General features: G+C 73.2%; 14 protein-coding genes and 5 tRNA genes. 7 read left to right on the top strand and 12 right to left on the bottom strand.

The window, feature by feature from the left end:
- The first annotated feature begins 108 nt into the window (after window positions 1-108).
- The gene (locus ACFU95_RS29565; protein ID WP_383833247.1) at window positions 109-633 is read left to right on the top strand and encodes a DsbA family protein; all 525 of its coding nucleotides are present in this window, start codon (window positions 109-111) and stop codon (window positions 631-633) included.
- 66 nt (window positions 634-699) lie between these two features.
- On the opposite strand, the gene ACFU95_RS29560 is transcribed toward ACFU95_RS29565, so the two are convergent.
- Genes ACFU95_RS29560 through ACFU95_RS29550 form a run of 3 tightly spaced genes read right to left on the bottom strand, consistent with a single transcriptional unit; the run spans window position 700 to window position 3,445 of the window.
- Window positions 700-1,524 carry a GNAT family N-acetyltransferase gene (locus tag ACFU95_RS29560; protein WP_383833244.1) on the bottom strand — a complete coding sequence of 275 codons (825 nt, stop codon included), beginning with the start codon at window positions 1,522-1,524 and terminating at the stop codon, window positions 700-702.
- A gap of 56 nt (window positions 1,525-1,580) precedes the next feature.
- Window positions 1,581-2,402 carry an aminotransferase class IV gene (locus ACFU95_RS29555; RefSeq protein WP_383833241.1) on the bottom strand — a complete coding sequence of 274 codons (822 nt, stop codon included), beginning with the start codon at window positions 2,400-2,402 and terminating at the stop codon, window positions 1,581-1,583.
- A complete protein-coding gene (locus ACFU95_RS29550) occupies window positions 2,399-3,445 on the bottom strand; it encodes a chorismate-binding protein (protein ID WP_383833238.1) in 1,047 nt (348 codons plus the stop codon). Before ACFU95_RS29550 ends, ACFU95_RS29555 begins: the two co-directional genes overlap by 4 nt.
- 178 nt (window positions 3,446-3,623) lie before the next feature.
- Between ACFU95_RS29550 and ACFU95_RS29545 the strand changes: the two genes are divergently transcribed.
- The 5 genes from ACFU95_RS29545 to ACFU95_RS29525 all read left to right on the top strand — a co-directional run bounded on the left by ACFU95_RS29545 (window position 3,624) and on the right by ACFU95_RS29525 (window position 4,077).
- Window positions 3,624-3,696, top strand: a tRNA-Gly gene (locus ACFU95_RS29545).
- Window positions 3,697-3,735: 39 nt separating this feature from the next.
- Window positions 3,736-3,809, top strand: a tRNA-Cys gene (locus ACFU95_RS29540).
- Window position 3,810: 1 nt separating this feature from the next.
- Window positions 3,811-3,882 (top strand) — tRNA-Val (locus tag ACFU95_RS29535).
- Between the two features lie 18 nt (window positions 3,883-3,900).
- Window positions 3,901-3,972, top strand: a tRNA-Val gene (locus ACFU95_RS29530).
- Window positions 3,973-4,005: 33 nt separating this feature from the next.
- Window positions 4,006-4,077, top strand: a tRNA-Val gene (locus ACFU95_RS29525).
- A gap of 48 nt (window positions 4,078-4,125) precedes the next feature.
- Here ACFU95_RS29525 and ACFU95_RS29520 read toward each other — a convergent pair.
- From ACFU95_RS29520 to ACFU95_RS29505, 4 genes are all read right to left on the bottom strand, one after another.
- Window positions 4,126-4,419, bottom strand: coding sequence for a zf-TFIIB domain-containing protein (locus tag ACFU95_RS29520; RefSeq protein WP_383833235.1), 294 nt, complete (start codon window positions 4,417-4,419; stop codon window positions 4,126-4,128).
- An 80-nt stretch (window positions 4,420-4,499) separates the two neighbouring features.
- Window positions 4,500-5,447, bottom strand: coding sequence for a phosphotransferase family protein (locus tag ACFU95_RS29515; RefSeq protein WP_383833232.1), 948 nt, complete (start codon window positions 5,445-5,447; stop codon window positions 4,500-4,502).
- 283 nt (window positions 5,448-5,730) lie between these two features.
- Window positions 5,731-5,928, bottom strand: a complete 198-nt coding sequence (locus ACFU95_RS29510; protein ID WP_383833230.1) for a hypothetical protein — start codon at window positions 5,926-5,928, stop codon at window positions 5,731-5,733.
- Window positions 5,929-6,127: 199 nt separating this feature from the next.
- Window positions 6,128-6,403 carry a hypothetical protein gene (locus tag ACFU95_RS29505; RefSeq protein ID WP_383833227.1) on the bottom strand — a complete coding sequence of 92 codons (276 nt, stop codon included), beginning with the start codon at window positions 6,401-6,403 and terminating at the stop codon, window positions 6,128-6,130.
- Window positions 6,404-6,599: 196 nt separating this feature from the next.
- Here ACFU95_RS29505 and ACFU95_RS29500 point away from each other — a divergent pair, with 196 nt between their 5' ends.
- A complete protein-coding gene (locus ACFU95_RS29500) occupies window positions 6,600-8,024 on the top strand; it encodes a protein kinase (RefSeq protein ID WP_383833318.1) in 1,425 nt (474 codons plus the stop codon).
- A gap of 33 nt (window positions 8,025-8,057) precedes the next feature.
- Here ACFU95_RS29500 and ACFU95_RS29495 read toward each other — a convergent pair whose 3' ends face one another.
- From ACFU95_RS29495 to cbiE, 5 genes are all read right to left on the bottom strand, one after another.
- Window positions 8,058-8,450, bottom strand: a complete 393-nt coding sequence (locus ACFU95_RS29495; protein WP_383833224.1) for an NUDIX domain-containing protein — start codon at window positions 8,448-8,450, stop codon at window positions 8,058-8,060.
- An 11-nt stretch (window positions 8,451-8,461) separates the two neighbouring features.
- Window positions 8,462-9,280 carry a TrmH family RNA methyltransferase gene (locus ACFU95_RS29490; RefSeq protein WP_383833221.1) on the bottom strand — a complete coding sequence of 273 codons (819 nt, stop codon included), beginning with the start codon at window positions 9,278-9,280 and terminating at the stop codon, window positions 8,462-8,464.
- 64 nt (window positions 9,281-9,344) lie between these two features.
- Complete coding sequence (cobA, locus tag ACFU95_RS29485; RefSeq protein WP_383833218.1) at window positions 9,345-10,577, bottom strand: uroporphyrinogen-III C-methyltransferase; 1,233 nt, start codon at window positions 10,575-10,577, stop codon at window positions 9,345-9,347.
- Window positions 10,578-10,718: 141 nt separating this feature from the next.
- Window positions 10,719-14,894, bottom strand: a complete 4,176-nt coding sequence (cobT, locus tag ACFU95_RS29480; RefSeq protein WP_383833214.1) for a nicotinate-nucleotide--dimethylbenzimidazole phosphoribosyltransferase — start codon at window positions 14,892-14,894, stop codon at window positions 10,719-10,721.
- A gap of 367 nt (window positions 14,895-15,261) precedes the next feature.
- The gene (gene cbiE, locus ACFU95_RS29475) at window positions 15,262-16,473 is read right to left on the bottom strand and encodes a precorrin-6y C5,15-methyltransferase (decarboxylating) subunit CbiE (protein ID WP_383833211.1); all 1,212 of its coding nucleotides are present in this window, start codon (window positions 16,471-16,473) and stop codon (window positions 15,262-15,264) included.
- Window positions 16,474-16,478 lie beyond the last annotated feature (5 nt).

The raw sequence follows: 16,478 nt of genomic DNA, 5'->3' as shown, positions 1-16,478 counted from the left end.
TACGGCCGCGACCGCAGGACACGGAGGCCGGACCGTCGGCCCCTCCCCCGCCCGCCGAGGCGCCAGGTCGGATTGGGGCGCCCGGACCGGTGCTGGGAGACTGGGGCCATGAGCGACTCCTCCCCCGACCGTCCCGCCGCCCCCGTCCTCGACATCTGGTGCGAGCTTCAGTGCCCCGACTGCCGCGGAGCCCTGGACGACCTCCGTGCCCTGCGCGCGCGTTACGGCGACCGGCTGGAGCTGCGGCTGCGGCACTTCCCGCTGGAGAAGCACAAGCACGCCTTCGCCGCCGCGCAGGCCGCTGAGGAGGCCGCGGAGCAGGGGCGGGGGTGGCCGTACGTCGAGGCCGTGCTGGGCCGGGTCGAGGAGCTGGACCGTGCGGGGGAGCCCTTCCTGGTCGACGTCGCCCGGGAACTCGGCCTGGACGCCGAGGAGTTCGACACCGCGCTGATCGACGGCCGGCACATCCTGATCGTCGACGCCGACCAGGCCGAGGGCAAGGCCATCGGCGTGACGGGTACCCCGACGTATGTGATCGGCGGCGAGCGCCTCGACGGCGGCAAGAGCCAGGAAGGGCTGCGCGAGCGCATCGAGGAGATCGCCGACCGGCTGCTGGCCGAGCAGGGCGCCTGACCTTCGGCCGGGACCCCCTCGGCGGCTGTGCCGGAGCTGCGCCCGCGAGCTTCGCTCCCCCGGCCGCTACAGCAGCGTCTTGTACAGGGCGTACAGCCTCGTCTCGTAGCCGAGTGACTCGTAGAGCCGCTCGGCAGGGGCGTTGCCCGCGAAGACGTTGAGGCCGATGCCCCGGTACCCCGCGCCGATCGCCTGGGCCTCGGCCAGCAGCATCAGTGTGCGGCCGTGCCCCTTGCCGCGGTGGGCCGCGTCGGTCTCGACGTCGTAGACGTAGGCGCCGCCGTCGCGCTCCGCCAGCCACAGCGTGCCCACCGGTATGCCCTCGTGTTCGAGGACGCTGAGGACCGCGTCCCGCGTGCGCAGGCCGTCCGGCAGCAGTGCGGCGTGATCCCGCTCCGACTTGGCCCGGGCCTCGGCCTCCGGGACACCGCGCTCGGCCCAGCTACGGCTGTAGTCCTCGTGGCTCTTGTCCAGCCAGGGCCCGAACTCGGCCTCCGTCATGGGTCGCGCCCGGCTGCCGGGGCGCAGATCGGGCGGTGTGTCGCCGAGCGCCTTCTGCATGCCGCGATTGCGTACGACGTAGCCGAGCGCCGTGGCGAGACGCAGCGCCGGTGCGGCGTCACCGGCAACGGTCACCTCGATGCGCCGGCAGCCCCAGCCGCGGGCCACCTCCTCCGCGGCGAGGGCGGCCACGGTGCCGCGGCCGCGGCGCCGGTCCGGTTCCTCGATCCGCAGCTTCATTATCCGGGCCACCGCGTCACCGAAGACGGGATGCGTGCCAAGGCGCAGGGCGCCCACGGGACGGCCGTTCACACACACCTGATAGCGGCGCGAACGGGTCCCGTCCTCGTTGTGCTGAAGCGGCTCGGTCGGCCGCAGGGTCGTGGTCATCAAGGGTGTTCTACCCACCGCGCCGCCCCACGGCAGCCCATTTTCTTCTCCCGCCCCTACGGATCCAGGTCGTCCCCGGACCGCTCCTCGAAGGTCCGCATCGCCTTGGCGGTCACCGGGCCCGACGCACCCGGCAGTTCACGGTCGTCGACTCGGTGCACGGCCTGCACGTCCCGCAGGGTGGAGGTGAGGAAGACCTCCTCGGCCCGCTCGATGACGTCCAGTGGCAGGTCGGTCTCCTTGGCACCGGTCCACTCGACCGCCAACGCGCGCGTGATACCCGCGAGGCAGCCCGAGGCGAGCGGCGGGGTGTGGATCTCGCCGTCCAGGACGACGAAGACGTTCGACCCGGTGCCCTCGCAGAGCTGCCCGACCGTGTTGCCGAACAGGGCCTCGGAGGCGCCGTGTTGGTGGGCGCGGGCGAGGGCGACGACGTTCTCGGCGTACGAGGTCGTCTTCAGACCGGTCAGCGCGCCGCGTTCGTTGCGGGTCCAGGGCACGGTGACCACGGCCGTGGAGTCGGGACGCCGGGTGGTCTCGCCGAGGGCGACGACGAGGGTCGGGCCGTGCTCACCCCGGTCGGAGCCGAGCGGCCCGTGGCCGCCGGTGTAGGTGATCCGCAGCCGGCCGAGCGGCATCGGGTTGGCCTCCAGGACGGCGACGCAGGCGCGGCGGACCTCGTCGTGGTCGGGCTCGGGCAGTCCGAGACCGCGTGCCGAGCGCGTCAGCCGGTCGAGGTGCCGGGTCAGCGCGAACGGACGGCCGTCCTGCGCCTTCACCGTCTCGAAGATGCCGTCGCCCACGGTCAGCCCGTGGTCGAAGACGGAGACGCGGGCGGACTCGGTGTCCTGTAGCCCGCCGTCGAGCCAGATCTTCACGATTGCAGTCCCTCTCCACTCACCTCGTATACGCCCGACGCTACCGCCAGCAGCCTGGACGCCTTCAGCTCGGTCTCCCGCCACTCCCCCTCGGGATCCGATCCCCAGGTGATCCCCGCGCCGGTGCCGAAGCGCAGCACCCCCTCGCTCCGGTCGATCCAGAAGGTACGTATCCCGACGGCCAGCTCACCCGCGCCCCGGTCGGCGTCGACCCATCCGATGCCACCGCAGTACGGCCCGCGCGCAGCCGTCTCCAGCGCGTCGAGGATCCGCAGGGCACTCGACTTGGGCGCGCCGGTGACCGAGCCGGGCGGGAAGGCGGCGCCGAGCAGCTCGGTCCAGCCCGCGTCGTGACGCAGCTCACCGCGCACGGTGGACACCAGATGGACAAGCCCCGGATGCTTCTCGACGGCACACAGGTCGGGGACGGTCACGGTCCCGGTGGCGCACACGCGGCCGATGTCGTTGCGCACCAGGTCGACGATCATCACGTTCTCGGCGTAGTCCTTGTCCAGCAGGTCCGCCTCGGTGCGCCCGGTGCCCTTGATGGGCCCGGACTCGACGACCCGCCCGGCACGCCGCAGGAAGAGCTCGGGAGACGCGGTCGCTATCTCCACGCCGCACTCCGGCAGCCGGATCGTTCCCGCGTACGGCGCCGGGTTACCGCGGGCCAACAGGGCGGTCAGGGCGTCCACGTCGGCGTCCGGCCCGATCGGCGCGCTCAGCACCCGGCACAGGTTGGCCTGATAGACCTCGCCGGCCGCGATGTGCTCGCGAATACGCCGCACACCCGCCGTGTACGCGACGTGGTCGAGAGAAGACGTCCAGTCACCGGCCGCCGGGCCGCGCCACCGGCCGGGCACCGGGGCAGGCACGGGTTCCTCGCGTACGTCCCGGAAGCGGGCGCAGGTCAGACCGCCCTCGAAGTCGGCGCAGACGGCCCAGAATCCACTGGAGTCCAGGGCCGCGGGATCGCTGGTGACATCGAGGAGGCCGACGGCGACACGGTCACCGAAGCGGGCGAGGGGAGGGAGGTCGAGCACACGGTCGAGTCTATGGCGGGTGACCTGCGGGTGACCTGGCCATGTCCCTTCAGGGGGCTCCGGCAGGTCCCTGAGCAGGTGAAGCGCAGCACGCTGCACAAACGCGTTTTTGTACTGGCCCCGGAATCCGCTAGAGTTCAACACGTCGCCGGGCCGCGGGAGCGGAACGAAACGACAGGCGGACGTAGCTCAGTTGGTAGAGCGCAACCTTGCCAAGGTTGAGGTCGCGAGTTCGAACCTCGTCGTCCGCTCGAAGGAACCAGGGGATCTTCCCGAACCCCTGCACTCCTGGTGGAGTGGCCGAGAGGCGAGGCAACGGCCTGCAAAGCCGTCTACACGGGTTCAAATCCCGTCTCCACCTCCAAGGACGATTAGCTCAGCGGGAGAGCGCTTCCCTGACACGGAAGAGGTCACTGGTTCAATCCCAGTATCGTCCACTGGATCTTCGGATCCCCGCGCGATTAGCTCAGCGGGAGAGCGCTTCCCTGACACGGAAGAGGTCACTGGTTCAATCCCAGTATCGCGCACGCAGCAACACTCCGTGATCTTCACGGTCCCGAGGACGATTAGCTCAGCGGGAGAGCGCTTCCCTGACACGGAAGAGGTCACTGGTTCAATCCCAGTATCGTCCACACACCGAAGCCCCCGGTCCTGTGACCGGGGGCTTCTTCGTGGCCGGATCAGCTGGAGAACAGCATGTGACCGAAGCTCTTGTGACGCTTGTGGCCGTAGTGACCGCCGTGGTGCCCACCGTGCGGGGCGCCCCAGGCCGGTGCCTGCGGGGCGGCGGCCGGGTAGGCCTGCGGGGCGGCCGGTGGCGGTGGAGCCGGCTGGGACCACTGGGACTCCAGGCGGGTCAGCGACTCCAGCTCGCCGTAGTCGAGAAAGATCCCGCGGCAGCCGCTGCACTGCTCTATCTGGACACCGTTGCGGTTGTACGTGTGCATCGGGGCTCGGCATTTCGGACACTGCATGCTCGGCTCAACTCCTCGCCGGTCGGTCCTGCTTCATGTGTCGCCAGGACAGACTCTGTCCGGCTGCGGTCGGTTGCACACTACTTTGCGTATCCCTGGGTCAACTCAGGGGGGACGGCGGTCATTCGGTCACAGGCGTCCACCAGGGACTGCTCGACCTCGTCCAGCTGACGGCTCCCGGCGACGGCCTTGGTGATCGCCCGGGCGGCGGTCTGCACGGTGAGGGCGCGGGCCGGGACGTCCAGCGCGGGCCAGGGGTCGCCGTCCGCGGGAACGGCCGGGCCGCCGGCGGCGCGGTACGCGGCCAGGAAACGGCCCCACTCCTCGGGCGACAGCAGCCCGCAGGCGTACCAGGCGGCCGGCCGGCCGAGATCCCAGGCCGGCACGCCCGCACCGAGGTCGTCGACGTCGATGAGCAGCCAGGGGCCGTCCGGCGCCGGGTGGCGGACGAGTTGGCCGAGGTGGAGGTCGCCGTGGCAGAGGGTGGTGGTGTCGGGTTGCGGGGCCTCGGCACGGGCCCAGGCGGGAAGGGTGTCCCAGGCGCGGAGCACGGCGTCGGCGCCGGCCGCCAGATCCGTGTCCGGCGCCGCGCGGAGGCGGGATACGGCGAGGGCGGCCTTGGCGGGGCCGCGCATCGGGGGCAGCGCGACGGGCGCGGGGGTCCGGTGGAGCCGGGCGAGCAGCGTCGCCGCCTCCTCCCAGGGGGCCGCGTCGGGATCTTCGGGATCCACGGGGACGCCGTACGGCCAGAGAGTCACGAGCCGGCCGTGCAGGTCCACGGCTTCCGGGCTGAGTGGGGCGAGGAGCAGGCCGGGCAGGCGGGTGGCGGCGGTGAGGCGGGGGGCCAGTTCGGTGGGGGTGCTGCCGGGGGTGTGCGCCTTGGCGACGGTGCCGGCGTGCCGGACGACGGTGGCGTCGGGCCGGTCGGCGAGCGTGACGGTTGCTCCGCAGGGACAGGCGGACGTACGTGAGTGTGCCGCGGCCTCGGCTCGTGCGGTGAGGGCGGGCAGGAGCGGGTTCGGCGTCACCGGGGTCCTTGGGTGCGGAGGATCTGGGCCGAGGGTACGCGGGGTTTCTCGGGCGCAGGTCCGCAGCAGCAGGTTTCCCGAGCGGTTCCCCGCTCCCGGCACCCGGCTCAGCCGTCGCAGGCATCCGCGGGCATCCCGGCCTCGACTGCCGGAGGGAAAAGCAATGCCGGCGCAGCTCCCCAGCTGCGCCGGCATTTGTGCCGTCCGCCGCACCCCCGTCCCCACGGGGTTTCATGGGTGGATGTCCCCGCCCGGACCGCTCTTCCGGGCCTGGGGTCGCCGCTCAGCGCCCCAGCATCACGCCCACGGACGACGCCTGTGTGGCCACCGTCTCCCAGCCGTCGAAGACGAGGAGGAGAAGGGCCGCCAGAGGAAGGGCCATGAGCGTCGCCACCAGGGGGTGGCGGCGTCCCTGACGACGGGGGCGCAGCGCCGTGCGCTGCTGTGTGCGGATCAGTGTCCGCGGTGCCGTCTGGGCCATGGTCCCTCTCCTGACCTGTGTCGGTTGTCGTTGGCAGCGGCGGGTGTCTGACCTCGGGGGACGAGTGCTGCCACCCGCCGCTTGACCTCAAATCTAGGCGTCCGGCGCTCCCCGCACGTCATGCCCTCGTACCGATTGGCGGGCCTCCCGGAGGATGAGCCATGACCTGCGGACTACTCCCCTGGGTGGAGACGAGGACCTAGGTCTCGGGGTCTTCCCGGAGGGGACGCCCGCTCTGCCCTGCTTTCTCCGAGCTGTCCTCACGCGGCACCGGCTGCTCGACCAGCGCCAGGACCCGGGTCGCCATGAAACGGGCCGTACGCACGATCGAACCGCTTCTGGTGACTTCGCTCACTTCCACGACACCTCGGCGCACCGCTGTCTCCACCCGGCGGCCCGCCCTGCTCGCCACCACCTCGTAGGTGCGCGTCGTGTCCCCTGCGTCCACGACTATCTCCACGCGATCACCCTTCATGGGCTCAATCCCCCTTCTGCGACGGGTGGTTGGGGGACAAAGCACACCGAAGTCGCCCTGCTCGCCAGCCCCCTGACCACCCTTCAAGTCTCCCACCCACCACTGACAATCCATCGCCCCGAGAGGGCGCGGCCTCTGCGCGCGGCGGCCCGTGGAAACGTAAGCTGTGGCTCGTCACACGGACCGGGCAGCGGGGATGAACATGGCGATGATGCGCCTGAGGCGCGAGGACCCGCGCGTCGTCGGCTCGTTCAGGCTTCACAGACGACTCGGCGCGGGTGGGATGGGCGTCGTCTACCTGGGCTCCGACAAGAAGGGGCAGCGGGTCGCGCTCAAGGTGATCAGGCCCGACCTGGCGGAGGATCAGGAGTTCCGCTCACGGTTCGCGCGTGAGGTCTCGGCGGCCCGGCGGATTCGCGGGGGCTGTACGGCCCGGCTCGTGGCCGCGGACCTGGAGGCGGAGCGCCCCTGGTTCGCCACGCAGTACGTGCCCGGACCGTCCCTGCACGACAAGGTCGCCGACGAGGGCGCGCTCGGCGCGGCGGAGGTCGCCGCCGTCGGGGCCGCCCTGTCCGAGGGCCTGGTCGCCGTTCACGAAGCGGGTGTCGTACACCGGGACCTCAAGCCCTCCAACATCCTGCTGTCCCCCAAGGGCCCGCGGATCATCGACTTCGGCATCGCGTGGGCGACGGGGGCCTCGACCCTCACGCACGTGGGTACGGCGGTCGGCTCCCCCGGCTTCCTCGCCCCGGAGCAGGTGCGCGGCGCCGCCGTCACCCCGGCCACGGACGTCTTCTCCCTCGGCGCCACGCTCGCCTACGCGTCGATGGGTGACTCACCCTTCGGGCACGGCAGTTCAGAGGTGATGCTGTACCGCGTCGTGCACGAGGAGGCGCAGCTGCACGGCGTACCGGACGCGCTGGCTCCGCTGGTAAGGGCCTGTCTGGCGAAGGCTCCGGAGGAGCGGCCCAGCACGCTTCAGCTGTCGCTGCGTCTCAAGGAGATCGCGGCCCGGGAGGCACAGGGACTCGGGGACGTACGCCCGCCCGCGCCGCGTTCCGCGGAGGCGGACCGCCTGACCGGGCGGCTCGCCGACACCTACCCGGAACAGCAGCGTGCCCAGCGCCGCCCGCAGGGCACTCCCCCGCCGCGCGGCACCGCCGTCCCGCGCGGCAACGGCCCCTCCCGAGGGCCCGGCCCCGCGCGCGACGGGATTCCCGCGTCGAGGGCCGGCGGCGCGAACAGCGGTACGGCGGCATCCCGGCCCGGGACCCGGCCGACGCCTGCCTCGCGCAACGCCCCGCGGTCGGGCGGCAACGGCGGCCGCCCGGCACAACGCAACGGTGCCGGTCGTCCGGCGCCGCGGAACACGGGAACGGGTCGGCGACCCGCCAACCCGCAGCTGCTGCGGCAACGCCTGTTCGTGTTCGTCGTGGTGACGCTGCTCGTGGCGCTCGGCATCGCGGCGGCGCAGGGCTGCCAGGGGCCGTCGCGTGGTCTCGGCGGCGACGACGGGGATGTCGTAAGGCCGCGTCACGAGCAGGTGGAGCCGGGTTACGAGCCGCTGGACGGGGACCTGATGTCCGAGCGGTACGAGTCGACGTTCGAGGTCTCCGAGTAGGCGGCGCGAGCGGCCTGCCGGTTCGGGCCGAGGTCAGAGGCCGGGCAGGATCCGCTCGAAGAACTCCCGGTCGCCCTCGAAGACCGGGTCCAGGGACAGGAACTCCTCCGGCGTGACCCAGCGGGCCTCGCCGACCTCGTCCGGGTCGGGGACCACGTCGCCGGTCTCGCTGTTCGCCGTCCACCAGTGGAGGCGGAAGGTCCCGTCGTCCGTCTCGGACTCCCAGACCTTGGCCAGGGGGACGACGGTGAGGCCGACCTCCTCGCGGACCTCCCGGGCGACGGCCTCCCGCTGGGTCTCCCCCGGCTCGATCCTGCCGCTGAGGGGTTGCCAGTAGCCGGGGCGCTCGACGGCGGGGCCGCGTCGGATGGCCAGAACACGGCCGGCGCGGAGCAGGACAGCGACGATCGCCTCGCGCTGCTCCATCGCCGTACCTCCTAGACCTGAGGGCGGCCCGTGGCCACCGCGTAGAAGGCGACGGCCGCCGCCGCGCCGACGTTGAGGGAGTCGACGCCGTGGGCCATCGGGATGCGGACCCATTCGTCGGCGGCCACCAGGGCCTGGGTGGACAGGCCGTCGCCCTCGGCGCCGAGCATCAGGGCCACCCGGTCCATCCGGTGCGGGGCGGCTTCGTCGAGGGTCTTCGCCTTCTCGTCGGGGGTGAGCGCGAGGAGTGTGAAGCCCGCCTCGCGCACCGACTCCAGCCCCTTGGGCCAGGTGTCCAGGCGGGCGTAGGGCACCGAGAAGACCGCGCCCATGGAGACCTTGACGCTGCGGCGGTACAGAGGGTCGGCGCAGTCCGGGGACAGCAGGACCGCGTCCATCCCGAGGGCGGCGGCCGAGCGGAAGATGGCGCCGATGTTGGTGTGGTCGTTGACCGACTCCATGACGACCACACGGCGGGCGGTCTGCAACAGTTCGGTCGCCGTCGGGAGCGGCTTGCGCTGCATCGAGGCGAGCGCGCCGCGGTGCACGTGGTAGCCGGTGACCTGCTCGGCGAGGTCCGGGCTGACCGCGTACACCGGGGCGGGGAGCTCGTCGATGACGTCGCGCATGACGTCGACCCACTTGGCGGAGAGCAGCATCGACCGCATCTCGTAGCCGGCTTCCTTCGCACGTCTGATGACCTTCTCGCCCTCGGCGATGAACAGGCCCTCGGCCGGTTCGCGCTTGCGGCGCAGGTCGACGTCGGTCAGGCCCGTGTAGTCACGCAGGCGCGGGTCGTTCGGGTCATCGACGGTGATGAGATCGGCCACAGGGTGATACTGCCTTGTCCTGGGTACGGTGCCAACGGGTCGGAACGGGTTGTGTTACCCGCGGTTACGCGGAGGGGCTGGGGCCCACGGTCACGACCTCGCCGACGACGATGACCGCCGGGGGCTTCACCTCGTGGGCGATGACCGCCTCGCCGGCCGTCGCGAGGGTCGCGTCCACCCGGCGCTGGGCGGCGGTCGTACCCTCCTGGATCAGGGCAAGGGGCGTGTCCGGGGACTTGCCGTGGGAGATGAGGGTCTCGGCGACCTTCCCGATGGTGGCGACGCCCATGAGGATGACCAGGGTGCCGGTCAGCTTGGCGAGGGACGGCCAGTCGACCAGGGAACGCTCGTCGTCCGGCGCGATGTGGCCGCTGACCACCGTGAACTCGTGCGCGACGCCCCGGTGGGTGACCGGAATCCCGGCGGCGCCCGGGACCGAGATGGAGCTGGAGATGCCGGGCACGACCGTGCACGCGATGCCCGCCTCGGCCAGCGCCTGGACCTCCTCCATGCCGCGCCCGTAGACGAAGGGGTCGCCTCCCTTGAGACGTACGACCGACTTGCCCTGCTTGGCGTGCTCGATCAGCGCGTTGTTGATGGCCTCCTGGGCCATGAAACGGCCGTACGGCAGCTTCGCCGCGTCGATCACCTCGACGTTCGGGGGCAGCTCCGCGAGCAGGTCGCGCGGGCCCAGGTGGTCGGCGATGACCACGTCGGCCGCGGCGAGCAGGCGGCGGCCCCGCACGGTGATCAGGTCCGGGTCGCCGGGACCGCCGCCGACCAGCGCGACTCCCGGCGTACGGGTGCGGTGGTGGGGGGCGACGAGGGTGCCGTCGCGCAGCCCCTCGACGACCGCGTCGCGGATGGCGGCGGTGTGCCGGGGGTCGCGGCCCTTGGCGTCGGTGGTCAGGACGGCGACCGTGACGCCCTCGCTGTGGCCGGTGGCCGGCGTCCAGGCGGTGGCCTCGTCGGCGTCGTCGGAGCGGACGCACCACACGCGGTTGCGCTCGGCCTCGGCGGAGGCCCGGGTGTTGGCGGCGTGGTCGCTGGTGGCGATGAGGGCGTACCAGATGTCGGTGAGGTCACCGTCCGCGTAGGGGCGCCGCTCCCAGGTGAGCTCTCCGGCGTCCGCCATGGCTTCGACCGACGGGGTCACCTCGGGCGAGACGAGCGTGATGTCGGCGCCCGCCGCGATGAGTGCCGGAAGACGGCGCTGGGCGACCTCGCCGCCACCGAGGACGACGACTCGGCGGCCGGTGAGGCGGAGGCCCACGGGGTAGGCGGGGTGTTCGGCCATGAGGGTGCGGCTCCTCGTGCAGGCGGTGCGATGGGTGCTACGGCGCTGGAGCAGCCCTGACGTGCGGATTTTAAACGTGGGCTCAGCGTACGGCGGGGCCGGGGGACGCGCAGGAACGCATACCCCCGGCCCTGCCCGAACTCACTTCTCGGTGACGCCCGCGGAGTCGAACGTCGCCACCTCGTGCATCGCCCTGGCCGTGCTCTGCACCAGCGGCAGGGCGAGCAGCGCGCCCGTGCCCTCCCCCAGGCGGAGGTCGAGGTCGACCAGGGGACGCAGGCCGAGCTTGTTCAGAGCGGCCACGTGGCCGGGTTCGGCGCTGCGGTGTCCCGCGATGCAGGCGGCCAGGACCTCGGGGGCGATCGCCCGGGCCACCAGGGCGGCGGCACCGGCGCTGACGCCGTCCAGGATCACCGGCGTACGCAGCGACGCGCCACCGAGCAGCAGGCCGACGATCGCGGCGTGTTCGAAGCCGCCGATCGCCGCCAGGACGCCGATGGGGTCGGCCGGGTCGGGCTGGTGGAACTCGATGGCGCGGCGGACGACCTCGGTCTTGCGGGCGAGGGTCTCGTCGTTGATGCCGGTGCCCCGGCCCGTCACCTCGGCCGGGTCGGTGTCCGTGTAGACCGAGATCAGGGCCGCCGACGCGGTCGTGTTGGCGATGCCCATCTCGCCCGTCAGCAGGGCCTTGTTGCCGGCCGCCACCAGGTCGCGGGCCGTCTCGATGCCCACCTCGATGGCCTGTTTGGCCTCCTCGCGGGTCATCGCGGGGCCGGTCGTCATGTCGGACGTGCCCGCGCGGACCTTGCGTGGCAGCAGACCCGGGGTCGCCGGGAGGTCCGCGGCCACACCGACGTCCACGACGCAGACCTCGGCGCCCACCTGGCCGGCGAACGCGTTGCAGACGGCGCCGCCGCCGAGGAAGTTGGCGACCATCTGGGCCGTCACCTCCTGCGGCCAGGGGGTGACGCCCTGGGCGTGCACGCCGTGGTCGCCGGCGAAGATCGCGACGGCCGCGGGCTCCGGGATCGGCGGCGGGCACTGCCGCGAAAGCCCGGACAGCTGCGCGGAGATGATCTCCAGCATGCCGAGCGAGCCCGGCGGCTTGGTCATCCGCTTCTGCCGTTCCCATGCCTCGCCGAGCGCCTTGGCGTCCAGCGGGCGGATCTGGGCGACGGTCTCGGCGAGCAGGTCGTGCGGCTCTTCACCGGGCAGGGCTCGGCGGCCGTACGTCTCCTCGTGCACGACCCACGACAGCGGGCGGCGCTTGGACCAGCCGGCCTGCATCAGCTCGGGCTCGTCCGGGAACTCGTCGACGTACCCGACGCACAGGTAGGCGATGACCTCCAGGTGCTCGGGCAGGCCGAGGGCGCGGACCATCTCCCGCTCGTCGAAGAAGCTGACCCAGCCGACGCCGAGGCCCTCCGCGCGGGCGGCGAGCCAGAGGTTCTCGACCGCGAGCGCGGCGGAGTACGGCGCCATCTGCGGCTGGGTGTGGCGGCCGAGGGTGTGGCGGCCGCCGCGGGTCGGGTCGGCGGTGACGACGATGTTCACCGGGGTGTCGAGGATGGCCTCGATCTTCAGTTCCTTGAACTGCTTGGCCCGGCCCTTGGGAAGCGACTTGGCGTACGCGTCGCGCTGACGCATCGCCAGCTCGTGCATGGTGCGCCGGGTGTCCGCGGAGCGGATGACGACGAAGTCCCAGGGCTGCGAGTGCCCCACGGAGGGCGCGGTGTGGGCGGCCTCCAGGACGCGGAGCAGCACCTCGTGCGGGATGGGGTCGCCGCGGAAGCCGTTGCGGATGTCGCGTCGCTCGCGCATGACCTTGAGAACGGCCTCGCGCTCGGCCTCGTCGTAGGCGGGCGCGGCCGGGCCGGTGGGCTGTCGTACCTCTTCCACTGCCGCCGTGCTCTCTTCTTCCGGGGTGGCCGGTTCCTGCGGGTCTTCCTGGTCGGCGGCCCGGGTGTCCAGGTCCTCGGCGTGTTGTACGAGTGCGGGGTCGCCCTCCCGGGGTGCGGGGACCGTGGCGACGGAAGCCTCCTCGGCAGGGAGGACGATCGGCTGCGGCGGCGTCGGGGCGAGGTGCGGGGTGGTCGGCACCGATCCCTCGACCGGCACGAACTGGCCCAGCGGCTGCTCGGGCGCCTGCTCCTGCGGGATGCCGACCGCGAAGACGGCGGCGGTCTCGCCCTGGCCGGGCTCCGCGGGCCCGACGGGCGGCTGGACCGCGTCCGCGAGGACCTGCGCGGGCTCGGCAACGGACCGGAGCTGCGGGCCGGCGGGTTCGGCGACGAACGGCTCCGGGGCGTCGGCCGGGGCGGGCTCGGCCGGTCGCGGGTCGGCGGAGTCCGGGGCGGCCGCCGCGACGAGGGGCTGAGCGGGCACTGCTGGCTCGACGGCAGCGTCCGGGGCCCGCTCGGCGTCCTGGATCTCGGCCGCGGGGTCCGCGACGGGGGCTTCCTCGTCGGGGAGGGGCGCGCTCACCGCCGCTTCCTGAGTCTCGGCGCCGAGGTCCGCCGGAGCGGCGTGCTCACCCGGCTGCTCGGCTTGCGGGAGGTGCGGATCCGCGATGGCCTCGGGGGCCTGCGCCTGCTGCGGGTCCTCGGCGGGCTGCGCGAGCGGGACGGCGGGCTCGACCGCCTGCTGAGCGGGCTGCTCGGTGTCCGCGGGATGCGGGGCCGCTTCGGGGGCTACGACCGCGGAGGCGGCGTCGGCGGGTACGGCGACGGCGTCCGTGGGCTGCGCGGTCGGCGGGAGCGGCTCGGGCTCGGCGGGCTCGGTGACCTGCGCCGCATCCGGTGCGGGCGGGACGGCGGCGGCCTCCGGCATCGGCTGGTGGTCGGCCGGGGCGAGGGCCTCGGGGTCCTGAGCGGCCTCCGGGAACGGCGCGGCCTCCAGGGGCTGAGCGGCTTCGGGGAAGTGGGCGGCCTCGGGAGCCTGAGGGACCTCCGCCGCGGCGGGCTCGGCGACCTGCGCGGAGGCCTCGGGCGCGACGGCGTCCGGAACCGGGGCGGCTTCGGGTGCGGGGGCGCCGGGGATCGGCTCGGCTTCAGGGGCCGGGACAGCTGCGACCGCCTCGGTCTCGGCGGCGGGCGCCTCGGGAAGCCGCGCTACGTCGGGCTCAGGGCCCACGGGAGGCTGTGCGGCCTCGGACGCCTCAGGAACGGCAGTCTCCGGAGTGGCGCCCTCGGATACGGGGCCGACCTCGGCCTCGGGTTCCTCGGAAACCTGCGCGGCCTCGGCAGCGGCGTCGGGAGCCTGAGCGGCTTCGGCAGCCTGAACGGCTTCGGGTGCGGAACCCTCGGAGGGCTGGTCGTCCACCTCGGCGGCCGGCTCCTCGGAGACCTGCGCGGCTTCAGCCACGGGAGGCGGGGCGGCCTCATCGGCGGCGTCCCCCGGAGCCGGGCCGGGCTCAGCACCCTGGCCGTCCTCCGGTCCGTCGCCGACTCCGGCGACCTGCCCGGCGCCCGAGTCGGCCTCGTTCACCGGAAGGTCCTCGGCAGGCGCGCCGGCCTCGGCGTCGGGCACCGCGCCCTCAGCGGCCTCCGTGGCAGGCAAGGCCGCGACGGAGGGGTCGGCCTCGGGGGCGGAAGCCTCCGCGACCTCGACGGACAGCTCCGCACCGCCGTACGCGCCCTCCTGCGGGGCGGGCACGGCGACCTCGCCGTCCTGAGCGGCACCGCTCTCCGTGACGGCCTCCGTGGCCACCCGGTCCACCACCGCCTGCGCCACGCCCACCGGCTGCCCGGCCGGGACAACCGTTTCGGCAGCCGGTGCCTCGGTGGTCACCGGCGCCAGGGTCTGGGCGGGGGCTCCCCAGGGAGCCGACTGCGGGGCGGGCGTCCCGAGGGGCTGCGGAACGTCGAGGTACTCGGGGCCGACGGGGGCCTGACCGGGCTGGCGTACGGGTGCGCCGACGGCGCCGCGGTCGGCGAGGGAGCGGACCGGACTGGCAGAGGCGTCGGGAATGGGCGGGCCGAGGTGCAGGGGGCGGCGGGGGGTGATCGGCGGAATCGGCGTCGAGGGGGCCGAGGGGCCCGGCAGGCGGACGGCGCTGAGGTCGACCGAGCCGCTGTCGCGGCCGGAGATCTCGTGCGCGTCCGGCTCGTGCACGGCCTCGACGAGCGGTTCCGGAGCGGGCGGGGCGACCTCGTTGCCCCAGGCGCCCTGGGAGCCGGGCAGCAGCAGGTCTTCGTCCTCGACGGTGTTCTCGGAGAGGTAGGTGTACGAACCGTGCGCCGCGGAGGCGCCCGGCTGCTCCACCATGCCTGCGCTCTCCGGCAGTCCCTCGGCCGGGACCTGGCCGGTGTCGGTCATGCGTACCCCTCGCCCATCGGTTAGTGCTTCTGAGACCAGCTCACCGGGAACGGCGCACCGACCGCCCCGCAGTGAAGAACGAGCGTGCGTGCCCAGCGGCACGAACGACCCGCCCAAAAAAGGCGACAAAGCCATTGAGTGGCATTGTCGTGGCCGTCCGGCCGTCGCGACAGGTTGATCCGCGACAGGCCGCTGTGGACTGCGCCACGTTGCGCGTCCTCCGGTTTCGCCGTACCACACTCACCCCAAACGGGGCGTGTTTTTCCGGACATTGACCGACGAAGTGCCGGGCGACCGAGTGCGGTACAACGATCGGCCAGCCTACCGCGCGCGGTACGACAACAGGATCACGGGGACGGGTACGCGGTCACGCGCTGCGGTCGGGCAGTACCCCGCTGAGCAGGAACGCGACGCTTCGTTCCCGCTCCGTCCAGGCCCGCGTGTCGAGTTCGACGGACTGCAGGAGGGCGCACTCGACGTCGTAGCCGTGCGAGCTGAGGTCGCGTCCGACGATTTCGGCGGCGTCGCGGGTCGCGGCATGCGTGACGATGCGCTGCGGACGCCGGTCGGCGACCGCGGAGACGACCGCCGCTCCCCCGCCGCCGATGCGCACGACGTCCGGTTCGGGGAGGTTCTCCAGCGCGTGCGGGGCCGCGCCGTGGATGGTCTGCAGCAGCACCCCGAAGCCGCGCGCGTTGCCTTCGGTGCGGGCGCATGCCTGCGGGTCACGGTCGACGGCGATGACGGCGGCGCCGGCCCGGGCGGCCTCGACGGCGAAGGCGCCGCTGCCGCAGCCGATGTCCCACACGAGGTCGCCGACGCGCGGGCCCAGCCGGGTGAGTTGGGCGGCGCGGAGCGGTTCCAGCTCGCCTTCGCCCATGAGGCCGCCGTAGGACTCGGCGGGCAGGGTCCAGCCGCGCGGTCCGGCGCCCGGGTCGCGGCCGGCGATCCACCCGCCGCCCTCCGCCGCCGCCACCGTCCGGCCGATGACGATGACGATGTTCGGGTCGCGCCAGGTGTGGTCGGCGGCCTTGTCGGAGGTGACGACGGTGACCTGTTCGCGCTCGCTGCCCAGCGCCTCGCAGATGACGAAGGTGCGGTGGACGCCCTCCAGGAGCAGACCGAGTTCGGCGGGGCCGGCGCCCGGTGAGGTGAGGACGGCGACCTTGGTGTGGGCGCGGCACACATTCACCGCGCGTCGCAGGGTGCGACGGTGTGCGACGACCACCTGGGCGTCGTCCCAGGGCATCCCGGCCCGTGCGAAGGCGGCGGCGACCGAGGAGACGCCGGGGACGACCTCGACCTCCAGACCGAACTCGGGTGCGCGCAGGGTCCGTACGACTCCGAAGAACCCCGGGTCGCCGTCGGCGAGTACCACCGCGGTGCCGCGGTGGCCGGCGATCCGGCGGGCGGCGAGGGCGACGCTGCCGAGGCGGATGCGCTCGGCGCCGGGCGGCACCTCGGGGAGCGACAAGTGGTGGGCGGCACCGGCCACGAGCGTGGCGGCACCGAGGGCGGAGCGTGCCGCGGCGGTCAGCGGCGAGCCGTCCCAGCCGATCACCGTGACGCGGTCGGCCATCGTCG

It is taken from the genome of Streptomyces sp. NPDC057623, assembly GCF_042800355.1.
Lineage (GTDB): Bacteria > Actinomycetota > Actinomycetes > Streptomycetales > Streptomycetaceae > Streptomyces.
Note: the sequence above shows the minus strand (reverse complement) of the source record. Positions and strands in the feature narration are given on the sequence as shown.